Origin of the sequence: Acinetobacter halobius (assembly GCF_044130335.1) — a bacterium.
Lineage (GTDB): Bacteria > Pseudomonadota > Gammaproteobacteria > Pseudomonadales > Moraxellaceae > Acinetobacter.
Genome location: NZ_JBIQOD010000003.1, coordinates 16771 through 32330, shown reverse-complemented (window position 1 = coordinate 32330; position 15560 = coordinate 16771). Strand labels below are relative to the sequence as shown.

13 protein-coding genes are annotated in these 15560 nt (G+C 41.3%); 8 read left to right on the top strand and 5 right to left on the bottom strand.

The features are described 5' to 3' along the window. Positions 1-18 precede the first annotated feature (18 nt). Complete coding sequence (locus tag ACE01U_RS03950) at positions 19-624, bottom strand: flavin reductase family protein (RefSeq protein ID WP_395578761.1); 606 nt, start codon at positions 622-624, stop codon at positions 19-21. A 160-nt stretch (positions 625-784) separates the two neighbouring features. Between ACE01U_RS03950 and ACE01U_RS03945 the strand changes: the two genes are divergently transcribed. The 3 genes from ACE01U_RS03945 to ACE01U_RS03935 all read left to right on the top strand — a co-directional run bounded on the left by ACE01U_RS03945 (position 785) and on the right by ACE01U_RS03935 (position 6077). Further along, positions 785-2173: an L-cystine transporter gene (locus tag ACE01U_RS03945; protein ID WP_395578760.1), complete on the top strand. Its 1389-nt coding sequence runs from the start codon at positions 785-787 to the stop codon at positions 2171-2173. 152 nt (positions 2174-2325) lie between these two features. Further along, positions 2326-3153: a PhzF family phenazine biosynthesis protein gene (locus ACE01U_RS03940; protein ID WP_395578759.1), complete on the top strand. Its 828-nt coding sequence runs from the start codon at positions 2326-2328 to the stop codon at positions 3151-3153. Between the two features lie 146 nt (positions 3154-3299). Continuing rightward, positions 3300-6077, top strand: coding sequence for a M16 family metallopeptidase (locus ACE01U_RS03935; protein WP_395578758.1), 2778 nt, complete (start codon positions 3300-3302; stop codon positions 6075-6077). An 84-nt stretch (positions 6078-6161) separates the two neighbouring features. Here the strand turns inward: ACE01U_RS03935 and ACE01U_RS03930 are convergent, their stop codons facing one another. Then, positions 6162-7229 (bottom strand): amidohydrolase family protein, encoded by a 1068-nt coding sequence (locus ACE01U_RS03930; protein ID WP_395578757.1) that lies wholly within the window; start codon positions 7227-7229, stop codon positions 6162-6164. 121 nt (positions 7230-7350) lie between these two features. Further along, entirely contained in the window at positions 7351-7746 is a 396-nt protein-coding gene (locus ACE01U_RS03925) for a DUF3144 domain-containing protein (RefSeq protein WP_086210199.1), read from the bottom strand. 114 nt (positions 7747-7860) lie between these two features. Between ACE01U_RS03925 and ACE01U_RS03920 the strand changes: the two genes are divergently transcribed. Beyond that, positions 7861-8493, top strand: a complete 633-nt coding sequence (locus ACE01U_RS03920) for a hypothetical protein (RefSeq protein ID WP_086210198.1) — start codon at positions 7861-7863, stop codon at positions 8491-8493. 68 nt (positions 8494-8561) lie between these two features. Here the strand turns inward: ACE01U_RS03920 and ACE01U_RS03915 are convergent, their stop codons facing one another. Next, positions 8562-10022 (bottom strand): CYTH and CHAD domain-containing protein, encoded by a 1461-nt coding sequence (locus ACE01U_RS03915; RefSeq protein WP_395578756.1) that lies wholly within the window; start codon positions 10020-10022, stop codon positions 8562-8564. A gap of 401 nt (positions 10023-10423) precedes the next feature. Then, positions 10424-11884: a CYTH domain-containing protein gene (locus tag ACE01U_RS03910; protein WP_119063388.1), complete on the bottom strand. Its 1461-nt coding sequence runs from the start codon at positions 11882-11884 to the stop codon at positions 10424-10426. 285 nt (positions 11885-12169) lie between these two features. On the opposite strand from ACE01U_RS03910, the gene ACE01U_RS03905 reads away from it, so the two are divergent. The 4 genes from ACE01U_RS03905 to ACE01U_RS03890 all read left to right on the top strand — a co-directional run bounded on the left by ACE01U_RS03905 (position 12170) and on the right by ACE01U_RS03890 (position 15533). Next, on the top strand, positions 12170-12556 hold the full coding sequence (locus ACE01U_RS03905; RefSeq protein ID WP_395578755.1) for an Mpo1-like protein: 387 nt from the start codon (positions 12170-12172) through the stop codon (positions 12554-12556). 515 nt (positions 12557-13071) lie between these two features. Next, a complete protein-coding gene (thiE, locus tag ACE01U_RS03900) occupies positions 13072-13692 on the top strand; it encodes a thiamine phosphate synthase (RefSeq protein ID WP_086210194.1) in 621 nt (206 codons plus the stop codon). 41 nt (positions 13693-13733) lie between these two features. Further along, positions 13734-15032 carry a glutamate-1-semialdehyde 2,1-aminomutase gene (gene hemL, locus ACE01U_RS03895; protein WP_086210193.1) on the top strand — a complete coding sequence of 433 codons (1299 nt, stop codon included), beginning with the start codon at positions 13734-13736 and terminating at the stop codon, positions 15030-15032. Between the two features lie 75 nt (positions 15033-15107). Then, complete coding sequence (locus ACE01U_RS03890) at positions 15108-15533, top strand: GlcG/HbpS family heme-binding protein (protein ID WP_086210192.1); 426 nt, start codon at positions 15108-15110, stop codon at positions 15531-15533. Positions 15534-15560 lie beyond the last annotated feature (27 nt).

The following is a 15560-nucleotide window of genomic DNA, read 5'->3' as shown; positions in this document are numbered from 1 at the left end:
AGTAAAGGTGAAGCCAATTTACTCAGTGTCTTTAAGTGTATTGATATCCACTGCATCACCAATGGTATAAAAATGTCCGCCTGCAACATGATGGATACTTTTCCATTCCTCTGCAGCTTCATGGTAGTACCAATGCCCATCTCTAAAAACACGATCATCTGCATAAGCGGCAGTGACTTTGCCAATAAATAAATCATGCTGCTGCTGATTATGCGGTTCAGGAATGAGTTCACACAGAATCCATGCGCTACAGCCTTTGACCACGGGGATTGGGCTGTGACCAAACTGAAAAAGTTCGACCCCACACTGACGCAACTTTTCAGGAGCATCATATTGACTGATCATGCCGAGTGCGTAAACCATTTTCAGCTGTTTAAGTGTAGGGACTTGCAGCGCAAATAGACCCGATTTTTCAATGATACTGCGGGTTTTCGTAGATTTATCGAGTACGACCGTCACTTTGGCGGGGCTAAACTCTACGGCGCATGCCCAAGCTGCAGTCATGACATCAGTGCTTTCATCATCTTGACTGGAAACCAGCACGGTTGGGCCGTGGTTGAGTAGCCGATATGCTTTTTCTAAAGGAACGGGCAGAATGTGAGGATTAAGCAGAGATTGATTCATGTAAAAGCACACTTTAACAGCCGTTTTAAGTGCTTTATACCACATTCTAAAACTGCCGATTCAGTCTAAATTTGTACATTCAGTGGGGAATGTGGCGCAAAACCGTAAGGCCGTTTCAATTTTGATTTATAATTATGACAGCATCATTTAGGGAAACAATATGAATATCCCCTTAATCGTCAATGTCATCATTTTTATTGCATTGCTTATTTTACTTGGTCGAACCCGTAAAACCGATTGGAGTTTAGCGAAGAAAGTACTGGCAGGTCTCTGTCTTGGTATTGTTTTTGGTCTCGCTTTACATGGGTTTTATGGTACGCACTCGCCTGTACTGCAAGAGTCGGTGCAATGGTTTAATGTGGTCGGTAAAGGCTATGTCAAACTATTACAAATGGTGGTGATGCCTTTGGTGTTTGTTTCCATTTTAGGCGCTGTGATCAAGCTACACGATGCAGGCTCATTGGGTAAAATTAGTTTTATTAGCATTGGAACCTTGTTATTTACCACAGCGATTGCTGCGTTTGTTGGTGTGGTGGTGACCAATCTGTTTGGCTTAACTGCGGCAGGTTTGGTACAAGGGACACAAGAAACTGAACGCTTAAATACGATTCAAACTGACTATGTCGGGCAAGTGGCTGACTTGCAAGTGCCTGATTTATTTCTGTCATTTATTCCGAGCAATCCTTTTGCCGAGCTGACAGGGGCACATCCAACTTCCATTATCAGTGTAGTCATTTTTGCAGTGTTTTTAGGCATTGCAGGCTTGAACCTCATGAAAGCGGATGCTGAGAAAGGGAAAAAGCTGTTGTCTGCAATTGACATCTTACAAGCGTGGGTCATGAAGTTGGTGCGTTTGATTATGATGCTCACTCCTTACGGTGTGTTCGCACTCATGACCAATATTGTGGCCAACTCTAAAATGGCGGACATCTTAAACTTAGGTGGCTTCTTGGTTGCGTCTTATATCGGCTTGGCGATTATGTTTATCGTGCACGCCGTGATTTTGGCGCTCACAGGTATGAACCCAATTCAGTTCTTTAAAAAGGTTTGGCCTGTGCTGACTTTTGCGTTTACCAGCCGTTCAAGTGCTGCCAGTATTCCTTTAAATATTGAAGCACAAACACGACGTCTGGGCGTACCTGAGTCAATTGCCAGCTTCTCAGCCTCATTTGGTACGACCATTGGGCAAAACGGCTGTGCGGGGCTATATCCTGCAATGTTGGCTGTTATGGTCGCACCGACAGTAGGTATTAATCCACTCGATCCGCTTTGGATTTTGACTTTGGTTTGTGTCGTGACCTTGAGCTCGATTGGGGTGGCAGGTGTAGGTGGTGGTGCAACATTTGCAGCGCTGATTGTCCTGCCAATGTTGGGCTTGCCTGTGACTTTAGTTGCACTGCTCATTTCAATTGAGCCTTTGATTGATATGGGTCGTACGGCTTTGAATGTGAATGGTTCGATGACTGCAGGTGTCGTGACCAGCCAAGTCTTAGGTCAAACCGATAAGCGTATTTTTGAGCAAGACAATGTGGACTTAAAAGAAGTCTAAGCTGAGTAATATATCGCTTATGAACTGGAAAGAAGCCTATCTTAATGATTAGGCTTCTTTTTATTGGGCGTGTATCCATAAATGACTAAAAACTGTATCTACTTTTTTACTCAGTTTTTTGCAAAATAAAGCCTCAATTTAGGAGAAAAACGATGAAAATGTATCAAGTCGATGCCTTTACAACTGAATTATTCAAAGGTAATCCTGCCGCTGTGATTGTGCGTGATGAATGGTTAGCAGTAGATTTGATGCAGAATATTGCCTTGGAAAACAATTTGGCAGAAACGGCTTTTGTGAAAGTAATTGATGCTGAAAACTTTGAAATTCGCTGGTTCACTCCTCAGGTTGAAGTGGACTTTTGTGGGCACGCGACTTTAGCCAGTAGTTTCGTCCTGTTTCGGGATTATACCGATGCCAAACGTATCCAGTTTCATGTAAAAGACTTGGGTATTTTTATCATTAATCAAGATGCAGACGGCAAGATTCATATGAATTTTCCAATTCGTGCACCGCAAAAGTTAGAAGACTATCCTGCGGAAATTCATGAGTTGGTCGATTGTGAAATTAAAGAAGTCTATTTAAATCCGCAGGCTTATATTTTAGTGTGTGAGTCTGAGCAGGCAGTTAAGGATGCCAAACCGAACTTGGATAAAATTCGTCAAATGGCAGAAAAGCATAAAGTCAGTACCGCGATTACCGCTGAAAACTTGGATGTTACCTTGACCTCAAAGTCTCAAGATTATGATTATATCGCGCGTTATTTCGCGCCACATAAAGGCATCAATGAAGACCCTGTGACAGGCTCCATGCATACCGGTCTTGCACCCTTGTGGGCGGAGAAGTTGGGTAAAACCTCATTGATTGCCTATCAGGCATCGAGCCGTGGAGGATTGCTTTATTGCGATATTCAGTCTGAAACGCGGATCCAAATTTCTGGCTATGCCAAGTTATATATGACGGCTGAATTGTATTTAGATTAAGTTATAATTCTCTTAAAATAAAACTACTGGTGAAAAATAAGCATTGATTAAAATGCTATTTTTCACCAAATTACTATAAAAATAATTTCACTTTCCTCTATGATGTTGAGAATCATTCATATTTTGTCGAATTATTTGGAAAAATAATGTTAATGCGTTTTAAAACATTGAGTTTGTCGGTATTGCTACTTGGCTTTGGGGGCACAGTATGGGCACAACCCGTATTGGTAAAATCGGAACAGAAAATTGAAGAATATAAATTAGATAACGGTTTACGCATTATTCTTGCGCCAAACGATAAAGAAAATAAAGTGTATATGAATATGGTCTATTTGACTGGTTCATTGAACGATCCTAAAGGAAAGGGCGGTTTAGCGCATCTATTGGAACACTTAGCGTTCAAGGGAACTAAAAATGTGCCAGGAGACGAGTTTCAGCGCCGTTTAGATCAATACGGTTTAATGAATAATGCCAGTACAGATTATTATTCAACCAAATATATTAATGTGGTTCGTCCTGAACAAAATGCGATTAATGAGCTGATTCATCTTGAAGCTGAGCGTATGGATGGCTTGGTGCTCCAAGAAAAATATGTACCGTCTGAAATCGCGATTGTAAAACGCGAGCGTGAAGTCCGTATGGATCAGCCTTTTTCGGTACTCATGGATCAGATGTGGAAGTCTGCTTATGGTAATCAATATTTAGGGCGTTTACCGATTGGTGATTTAAACGAGTTACAGTCAATCAAAATGGCTGAACTGAATAAGTTTTATCGTGACTGGTATGCACCAAATAATGCGGTATTTGTCATTTCAGGGAAGTTTGACCAAGCTGCTGTACTAAAGCAGATTGATGAAAAGTTTAGTGCGATTCAAGCGCGCGTTGTGCCTGCGAAAGTTAAAGTACCTGTCTTAGATGCCAGCAAGATTAAAGATCGCCAGTTTGTGGTGAAAAAAGGCAGTAACTTCGCCAAATACAATATTTACCTAAATGGTAAAAACGAGAACATTAAAACTGCGTTGGCGGTGTCACCGTATTTATATACCATGCAACCTAGTGGGCATTTGTACCAAAATATTGTAGAGACGGGAACGGCGACAGCAGTTCAGTCAACCACGTGGTTAGACCAAGATTTCAATATGGTGTTTATGGGCGCAGTTTATGCCCCCAACCATGATGTGAAGAAAGTCGAGTCAGCTTTGGTTGCTGGGGTCGAAAAAACACCAAGCTTCAACGAGGTTGAGCTCAACCGCGTGAAGAGCATGATTAAAAATGCACAAGAAAGCATGTTCAGTAGTGCAACGGCAGTCGGTGGCATGCTCAGTGACTATGTGGTTTCTGCCAATGGTGATTGGACACAATACTTTAAAGATCAGCAACAGTTACAACAGCTTACCGTTACGCAAGTTAATCAACGTTTAGATGACTTTTTGATCCCAGAGCATCGGATTTCAGGTACTATTTTACCTACCCCAGAAGATCAGAAAAAAGCACTTGAACAAGCGGCAGCAGCCACCCCAGCAAAAACTTTAGATCAGCAAGCCGTTGCTGAAGAGCCATTGAAAGATGCAAGTGTGTATAAAGCGGAAGTTGCTGAGTATGTAAAAAGTTCAAAGCAATATTTAGAAAGTGCTGAAAAACAAATTCAGCGTGGCAAGCTAAAAAATGGTATGCAATATGCGCTGTACCCGAGTACCACGCGTGACGATAAGACCTATGCCACCATTTCGATTGACTTTGGTACGGCAGAAAGTTTGTTTAATAAGGCCGAGCTATTAGACCTGACTTCTTATTTACTGCTCAGAGCGTCAACTCAATATAGTTTGCAAGACATTGCCGATCATTCTATTGATGCTGGCGGTGGTGCAAGTGCAGCAAGTAATGGTAACGGCATCAATATTTCAATCGTGGCGAAGAAAGAAAAGTTTGATGAATTTTTTAACTTTGTTGTAGATGTCCTTAAAAATCCAACTTTTGAACAAAGCCAGTTTGATTTGATTAAGTCACAAAGCTTAGCAAGTCTAGATCGACCGTATACTGAGCCTGAAACTGTAGCAGCTTTAACCATTGCGCGTTTACTTGAAACTTATCCAATTGGGGATATTCGCCATCACTTCGAGCCTGAATATGCCAAGAAGCAGTATCAGGCTGCAACACAAGCACAGGTTAAACAGCTGTATCAGCAATTTTTTGCGATGAATCATGCACAAATTTCGGTGACGGGCGTGATTGATACGAAAAAGATGAAAAAGACTTTAAATCAGGCCTTTGCAAACTGGAATTCGGCAGCGCCTTATCAGCGGATTACTTCTGATTTTACTGCATATAAAGCGCAGCGGGTACATGCGCTGTCAGAGCAGCGTGAGTTTGGTAGCTATCAGAGCATTATGACGTTCCCTGTGGGTACGTACCACCCCGATGCGCCTGCTTTACAGGTACTTGAGCATATCTTAGGTGAGTCGCAGTTGTCCTCTCGTTTGGCGCAAGAGCTACGTGAAAAGAATGCCTTGGTCTATGGTTTTGGCAGTAGCATTTCACTGGATGATTGGACGGAGTCAGGAGCGCTGACGATTGATGCAAACTATAGCGCAGGCAAATCGGCTCAAGTGTCTCAAGCCGTGTATAAAGTGTTGAATGAGTTACTGGCAAAAGGCGTTACTGAACAGGAAGTCGAAGCTGCGAAAGCTGATATTTTGAAAAAGCGTGTGACTGCACTTGAAGATAGTCGCAATATCCATCGCATGTTGATTCCTCAAATGAAGCGCAATCGTACTTTACTGGATCGTGAGCAACGCGATTTAGCTTTGGCCAAAATCAGTAAAGCCGATGTTGATGCCGTGATTCAGAAATATATTCAGCTGGATCAGTTGGTTGAAGTGATGGCTGACCAATATGGCAAAGCGCAGCCAGCGTTGAAAAAGTAAAGATTTCAGTTTTCACCGAAAAAGAACCCCTCAATATAGAGGGGTTTTTTGTCATAAGTCTTATGAAGCAGTTTTCTTAGTTTTCTATTCAAGCCGATAAAACTGTTTGGCATTGTGATGGAATATACGCTCTAAAGCATCAGGGTCATAGGCTGCGACGACATCACTAAAGGCATCAATAATATTGACCAACGATGTACTGACCGAATCCATCGGAAAGTTAGAGGCAAACATCACCCGATAGGTGCCAAAACAGGCGAGGGCATGCGTAATCATGGGATGTGCCAGATCAAAGACTTCTTGTTTGGACGCCAGCCGGTCTTCTTTATGAAAACGATGTCCTAATACCGGCATGAAGAGTCCCGACATTTTGGTATAGACGTTTGGACAGCTTGCAAGCTCAGCTAAGTCGTCTTTCCAACGGAAGAAAATATTTTCCCGTGCCGTCTGTGTCATCCCTGTATTTGCGCCAATTGGGCCAAATAAACCTGCGGGTGTCCCCAAATGGTCTAGCACAATGGAGGTTTCAGGGAACTGCTTGGCCAGATAAATCACATCTTCAAGCTGTGTGGAATAAACCCAAGCATCAAAACTCAAGTTGTATTGGGACAGTACTTCGAAGCCTTTGAGAAATTTTTTATTGCGATATAAGTGTGGCTCATCTGTCCACGCATGGATTGCTTTGTCTTCATGAAAAGACGCCATTTTACGAATACCACGAAAGTGTGGTGAAGCTTTATGGTGTAATTTTAGGATCTTCTTAAAGTTACGATCCCGCGGGTCAGCTGTTGCGACAATGCCACCCAATTTGACCGTATCTGCCCCAAAAGCTAAAGACTCAATAAACTGAGTTTCCTCAACCACACCTTTGCCTTTGCTGTGATGCCAACTGGCTTCAACATGTACCACTTGTTCTACTGTGTATGGGCCAGTATCGTGTTTATAGTCATGAGGCAAATAAGGACGTGTGATATGACGGGTTAGACCGACAGTTTCAATCAGATCTTTAGGTTTCACCAAACGAACCATTTTGTCCAAGAGCTTAGGATGCTTGCCCAATAATTTGACTGCCAAAGCCGCTGCATGTGGCGTGTTATAGGGATCCCACTGGTGAATGTGCGGATCAATGAGTGCAAAGTCCAAATGCTGCATGTTTTTCCCTAAATTATATTCTTTCAGGATTACCTTACTGCAAATTGAGGTATTGCAACATTGTATTTCATTTCAAATACGACGAAATGAAAAAAGCCTGCACGAGGCAGGCTTTGATTGATCAGTGATCGTGTTTGTGGTCATGCTTATTGGCATGAAATTCTTCGTTATGACGGAAACGAAGATAGTTTTCAAACTGTTCACAATATTCATCATAGTTGTCTTCCAGCATCATTTGGAATTGCTGCAAAATATAAGACATGACTTGCTCTTTGGCATCACGCATTTCGTCGCCATCTTTAAAGTTGTTGGCTGCTACCCACGTGTTAAAACGGGCTGTACCAAACAACATTGCTGCGCTCACTTGTCCACGCATTTCAGCAGGTTTCACTTGTGAACCTTTTTCAGTGCGACAAAAATCGTTTGCTTGCTTAATAAATTCATCTGCACGTTCAAAGAATTTAGCATTCAACGCTTCTTCTTCGGTTACATCTGTTGCTTCAATCTTCTGAACCATGAACTTGTCCTAAAATACATAAATAACTCAGACTGCATTATAGGCAAAGCCTTGCAGAAACTAAACCTTTGCCTTAATCTAAAAATAGCCTAAGCAGTAAAATAGAGAATATTCATGCAAGATGCGATTGCGGTACAAAGTTTAAAAAGTGATATTGCATTATTGCGTCAAAACATTTGGCCACCACAAAATTTGGCCAATGTCGAAGGCTTACCGATCTATTACGCTACAAAAGCAGAGGTCGAAGACTACTACCGTCAGTGGACGGGTTTGATTGAGCGGGCGCAAGACTTATTCCAACCCTTTATGGAAGATGAGGTACTGGACGCGATTCATTTACCCAGTCATTTGAATTTACCGCTATTTTATTTTCACGTCGATCGTATTCGGATTAATAAAACCCGTGCCAAAGAGTCTAAAAGTTTTCGCGGTATTGCGAGCTTAATCGAAAAATGTGGGCAGTTTGAACCCGAGCAAATCCAAGCTATGCGCACTTGGTTAGACAGCGATGATAACGCAGCCTTGGTTGCGCATAGGGAGTTTATTGACCTCAGAACCTATGTGTTTCAGCATGGGCAGAGTGAATATACCCGTACCCGATTTTATGTAAATGGTATCGTGTTAAGTACCGAAGCACACTTTGAGTTGGTCGATGCGCGAGACAAACCACGTAAACAGCGTAGCGATAGTTATAATGATCCACTCGCAGATAACAACACGTGGAAAGTATACGGCAAGTATCGCTAACTTAGGTGCTGGCAGAATTCACTTATAGAAGAAGCTTTCACTGCTGATGTGTGTTCTGATTTAAACGTCTATTTCAACTTTTTGGTTTGACTGAACTGCATCAGTTGTTGTTCAAGCAATTTCAGCATTCTATTTTTTTCCGCAGCAATCCAGCCCGCAGCAAAACTATAGGCAACATTGGGTTCTGTAGCTTGTTGAAATAAGGCTTCTGCAACGACCAAATCGTTATAGTATCCCAAGCTTTCTTGCACTACTTTGAGTTTTTTTAAATAGGTTTTTAACGCTTTTGCATCGAGTAAAGACGCCACAAACTCAATGCTATAACGTAGTTGTTTGACTTGCTTACGAATGCGGTGTTTTTCCTCATCCTCAAGCTGGCTAAAGTGCTCGGCATGTGCGCATATTTTATGGTGTAAAGCATGGATTACTTTGAGTGCATGCTTTTTCAGTTTGGCTTTTGAAGGTGAATCTAGTTGTTGCTCTGTAAATAAAATCAATTCAAGCCAAAGTTGCGTCGTTTCGGGTCGTTGAAATAGGGCAGAGATATCAGTGATGACTTCTGTACTTGGCGCAAGATGATCTAATGGATAACCTGCCTCAATCAGTTGAGGAAGTAAATCTTCATTTAAGGCATCAATGTCGCGGGTTCCACCTAAGGCTTGAAAAATAGTGGTAAGTTCCGTTTTCCAGTGTAGTTGAATGGCGTCCGACCATGCAGCAAAACTTTTCAGTGCGCTACGTAATCGGCGGATTGCCACGCGGGTTTGGTGGACATGTTCACTAGAGTGTTGCTGTCGCGCAATTGAACTAGCATTAGGGAGTAGGTGCTGTAAGCAATTGGCCACTATGCTTTGCAGAGCCTCAACTTCGCTTGAGCTTCTGTTCAGTGCAAGAGATGTTTGATACTGCGCAGAAAAGTAACTTTGCTGACGGACAGCTAGAAGTCCATAGTCAGATTTACTGTGTGTGTCGAGCGACAGTTGATACTTTTGAATCCAAGGCCGTATAAATGCGATAAGATCCTCTATAGATCCTTGTTTTAATTCAAATTCTATCTCGAAAATATCTACACTGCTTTGTTCTTTAAAAATTTTTCCAATATCGAGTGCAATCTCAACTGTACTGTTCCCAACATCCTGCAAAACACGTAAACGTTGGATGTTAGTTTCAAAGATCAACTTAAGGGTTGGAAGTGGAAGCCCCAAAGCGCGCTTTAATTGTTTATAGACAGCAGGATAAGCATCATAGCTATGTAAGTCGAGAGTCGTTGTTTCAGGTGGTGCTATATCAAATTCAAGTTCAAATCGACTCAGCGCTTTAGCGTTGTTCACGGCTTTGAAGGTTTGTTTCCATTCATCATTTTCCTGACGACGTCGAATCGCGATGCAATGTTTAGCAAGGGTTTGTTCAGCTGTATCAAAGTATTGTGCTGCCAGATGAATCGGTTCAGCCTTGAGCAAGCTAAAAGCTTTTTGTAAGGCCTTACGCTTCTTAACTGGAACTTGAAACTTAAACTCAATCTCTTGCATAGCGCTTACTCATAACGACCTGCATTTAACTATATGCTAAATCGAATAAAAAAAGACCAATTTTGAATAAATATAAGCTAAAAGAGCAGAAACAGTGTGATAGAGGTCACTTTTAAAATAATGAGGTGGAAGTTAAATGTATGAGGATTAATAAGTACTGATGGTTGCCGTGAAGTGACGATAACTTTACATTGAGTAGGAATGTATCGCCTTACTTCTTAAGAATAAAAATGGATATAACCTGTATTGTTCTGATGATAGGCCGTTTTGCCATAGATAAATTAGTGGTTTGGAAGATAACAACCACGATTTTCTATCGTGGTTTTACGACTTTTCAGGTCTTGTGGAGGGGCGATAGCAGTCATATATTAATATAACTGCTTATTATGGTATGCAGAGCGTTATTTCAAGAATTTACGGCTGATTAAGAACTGTTCTGTGGCATCTAAAAGTTTATCTGCATAGACTTCAAGTTTTGCTGTGAGCCAGCCCAAAACAAACCAATCACTGGCTTCAAGTTCTGTCTGTTGAATGTACGCAGCAGAAGTCGCTAAGATTTGATATTCATGTGCGGCTTGTTGGGCGTCATTTAACGCTTTACTGTATTTCTGCAAATTTTTCACATCATAAATTGACGTTAAAATAGGAAAGCTAAACTTCAGTTCCTTAATTTTCTGTGCCAATACATCTAAGCTTTCAAAGTGACTAATATCCGCAGCATTTAAGCTTTCTTGTAGCTGTCGATATTGGTTTTGCAGGGTGTTATGTGCATAGGTTTTTAAATCTTGCTTTTGCACTTGATCATGTGGGCTTAAACTAAACGTTAATAATTCAAGATAATGATGGACGTTTTGGGTCGATTTAACTAAATTTCCAAGCTTTTCTTGAGCATACAATATGTCTTTAGCAAGATTTTCTGTTGTGGTTGGATTTTGTAAAAATGCACCTAAGGTATCTTGCATGTGTTGCAAATGCTGTAGTTGGTCGAATTGATGCTTAAATGCGCCCAGTTGCATTGCCCATTTATCAGAAATATTGCTATTCCAGTCTTTGAATAACGCTAGCGTTAGTTGTAAGTGCTCTAAAGCAGTTTGTGCTTGATCAATATGACTTTGCTCAGCAACACCTGCCGAAATTGCGGCAATATTGGGCAGTAAGTGCTGCATTTGCTGACCAATCAGCAAACTCAGGTTATGTGCCGCACTTTCTTTTTTTGATAAGATAAATTCCTTTTCAAAGCGCGCTGGACTCACTGTTTGCTCAAGTGCCAGTAAGTTACCCATTTCGGCTTTACTACGAACATCTAACCACAGTTGATACTTCTTCACCCATTCAAAACTAAAAGCCAAAAGCGACTGCACAGAGCCTGATTTGAGTTCAAACTCTACTTCATGGATGGTCTGTTCTCGACCAGATGCACGAACTACACCGACATCCAAACAGACTTCAATTTCAGCATCTTCAAACTCAATAACGCGATAGGTACGTTGGATGTCCGTTTCAAAGGTGAGCTTTAACGCAGTTGCATCTGATCCTAAAGCTTGGGTTAAAATCTGTTGAGCTTCTGGAATAGCTTCATAAATACTGAGGTCGAGTTCAGGAGATGACTCTAACTCACCCAAATTGTGATTATGTTCAAAACGGTGTAAATGACTTTTACCTGCGGCTTTGAGTGTTTGAATCCAGCAAGTGCCTTCGAGACGCTGACGCAAAGCAGCGCCGTGTTGAGCCAAAAGGCGGTCAGGCGTATCAAAATACTTGGCTTGAAGTTGAATATTTTCAGATTTTTTAGGATCTAAAGCTTTAAGAAGGGCGGTACGTCGTGCTTCGCTAATCTGAAATTTTAATTCAATTTCAACCATGAAAAATTCCTAATTCGAGGGGCTAGGTCAGTGCCAAGCCTTTATGTATTTAGATGCATGATCTGTAGTTTGTTTTATGTGCGCTAAAGGCACACCAATGGACAACTGAATTGTAGCGAAAAAGAGACCGTATGTAAGACTTGACGACACAATAAAACAAAGTTGCAGTGAGAGATTGATCAAAAAACAATTCTGTTTTTATTGGAAACTTTCTTAGAGGCGATTGCACTTTGCAGACTGAACATTTTCGGCTATGTTGGTAGAAAACCATCAGGATGATGACAGATGAATGCACAGGTTGAACCGAAACAGGAACGTGATGTAGAACCTAATTTTCAGTTGCCGATTAAGGACTTTCAGCAGTTTTATCGTTTTTATCTAACAGAACACCGTAATATCATGAGCCGTCGGTTGCACGTCACGGGCAGTTCGATGGGGCTGTACTTTTTCTCTAAAGCCATACTTAAACGCAAACCACGTTATTTTGTCTACGGCTTAGTCTCTGGCTATGCCTGTGCGTGGGTAGGTCATTTTGTTTTTGAAAAAAATAAGCCAGCCAGTTTTAAACAGCCTGTGTATAGTTTTATCTCGGATTGGCGCATGTTCTTCGATGTGTTACGCGGAAACCTTAGCTTACAAGATCGTACTTTTGATAAAATTCCAAGTGAGTGAAGTACTTTATGACCAAATGATGAAAATATTCGTCGCAACCCGAAATTAACAGTTGCAATGTTAAAGTGAATGTTCTAATAATGAAGTCGTTGTATATATTTTCATCTTATTGCAAGTAGGCACATTTAGCTTATCTTTGCTTTGAGTTTTCCAAGCCTAGAGTGACCTTCTCTAGGCTTTTTTTATGTCATATTCAAATAAAATACGCGGCTTTTTAGCTTTTTATGATGTTGTTTGAACATCACTGGTTTAAAAAGCTAAAAAGCCGTTTAGATCGCTGCTCATCTCTTATTCTTGTTATGAAGTTGTTATTTTAATTTTGTTCTTGTTACCTTATGTATCCATTAAACTGCGAAAGCGTTGGGGTGGCTATCACTGATAATAGGTATTTTTAGACGGCACTTGTTTAGTCGCGACTTTTTTGTACAAAGCAGTATGTTTTCAATCTCAATTCATTAAGGTTAGATTGATTTTTAGCTTTATAATAGAACAACATAACCCAAAGGTAGAATTAAATGCGCGGTTTATATCTAATTACAAATGATGATCCATTAGAGCTACTTTTGGCTAAGTTGGAGGGTGCGATGGCAACTGGTGAAATTGCGATTTTGCAATATCGTCGTAAGAAAGTACCCAAAGAACAGCAAGACTATGAAGTTGAGTACATGAAAGCTATGTGTGCTGAATATCGAGTTCCTTTTGTGATTAATGATGACTTGGAAATGGCGGTTAAGTACGGCGTTGGGGTGCATTTGGGACAAGATGATGGTGAAGTTGCTGAAGCTGTTGCCCGTTTGCCTCAAGGCGTGGTTATCGGTCGTACTTGTCTAAACTCGATTGAACTTGCTGAAAAAGCGATTGCTGAAGGGGCAACTTATGTGGCTTTTGGTGCAATATATGCAACTCATACCAAGCCAGAAGCAGGTCATATTGGTTTGGAGACTTTAAAAGAAGCCAAAGCCAGATTGAATGTGCCCATTTGTGCAATTGGCGGTTTAACAGTTGAAAATTCAAGTGAAGTGATTGATGCGGGTGCCGACCTTTGCGCAGTGATTAGTGATATATTAGGTCGATCAATGTCTGCGATTCCCGATCGTATTGAACAGTGGGCTGATTTATTTGCATCTAAAGCTTAAGTGTTTTAGATGTCTTTTTATTTTTTGAGTTGAGTAATTTCATGAGCTTATCTCCAAAGCAAGAACAATTGTTTAAACAAGCTAGCAAACATATTCCAGGTGGTGTGAACTCACCTGTACGTGCCTTTAATAGTGTAGGTGGAACGCCTGTCTTTATTGAAAAGGCGCAAGGTGCGTATTTGTATGATGTGGATGGTAAACGCTATGTGGACTACGTAGGCTCATGGGGACCAATGATTTTAGGTCATGCTCATCCTGAAATTATTAAAGCTGTACAAAGTGCTGCGGTAGATGGTTTAAGTTTTGGTGCACCTACTGTACATGAAACGACTTTGGCCGACATTATTTGCGAAATTATGCCGTCAATTGAGTTGGTACGTATGACCAATTCAGGTACTGAAGCAACTATGACTGCGATTCGTCTTGCGCGAGGCTACACAGGTCGTGACAAGATTGTCAAATTTGAAGGCTGTTACCACGGTCATTCAGACTCATTATTGGTCAAAGCGGGTTCAGGCTTGTTAACCAATGGTGAGGGGGAAGCCACCTCAGCGGGCGTTCCTGCTGACTTTGCCAAACATACGCTCACACTTCCGTATAACGATATTGCAACCTTAAAAGAGTGCTTTGCTAAGTTTGGTTCCGAGATTGCAGGGGTGATTGTTGAACCTGTAGCAGGAAACATGAACCTTGTGAAACCAATTGATGGATTCTTGCAAGCGATTCGTGATGTGTGTGATGAATATGGTTCTGTTTTTATCATTGATGAAGTGATGACAGGTTTCCGTGTTGGGCTAGGCGGTGCGCAAGCTCACTATGGCGTGACCCCAGATTTAACCACCTTGGGCAAAATTATTGGTGCAGGCTTACCTGTTGGTGCATTTGGCGGTAAACGAGAAGTGATGGAGTGTATTGCTCCACTGGGTAAAGTTTACCAAGCTGGAACATTGTCGGGGAATCCACTTGCAATGCGTGCAGGGATTGAGATGTTTAAGCACCTGCGCCAAGAGGGATTCTACGAAAAATTGACAGCGCAGCTAGAAAAACTTCTTGCTGGTTTACAAGTAGCGGCCAATGAAGCAGGTATTGCTTTTAAAACACAACAAGTAGGTGGTATGTTTGGTTTGTACTTTACCGATCAAGAAGACATTACCAGCTTCGACTCGATGCTCAAGTGCGATATCGACGCATTCCGTAAATTCTTCCATGGCATGTTAGACCGTGGCGTGAACCTTGCACCTTCAGCATTTGAAGCAGGTTTTATTTCTGCCGCACATACAGATGAAGACATTGAATTTACTCTTCAGGCCGCAAAAGATGTTTTTGCCAGCATGAAGTAAATTTTCAGTTCTATCATTATACAGCCCATCTTAATTGATGGGCTTTTTTGTATTAGGTATTTGGAGGAATGAAAAATGAAAATCAAACATTGTTTAACGTTGGTAGATGCTGAATTTATACTAAGTCATGCTTTTGATTATGCTCAGACGCATGAACTTAATGTAAGTATTGCTGTTGTAGATGAAACAGGAGTTTTACTGACAATGAAGCGAATGGATGGAGCATCGCCTATGACAGCAAATTTATGTATTGAAAAAGCCAAATGTTCAGCAATGAGTCGTCGCCCATCAAAGTTATTTGAAGACTTGATTCGATCTGGGCAGATGGGTTTTCTGAGCATGCAAAGCTTTTCGGGAATGCTCGAAGGTGGCGAACCGATTATGTATGAAGGGCAATTGGTTGGAGCAATCGGAGTATCAGGTGCAAAATCTTTTCAAGATGCTGAAATTGCGCAACATGCACTTTCTATATTTTTTGCACAGTTCAATTTCGAAACTTGAGGGCTTCAAAGTAGCTACAAAATATGG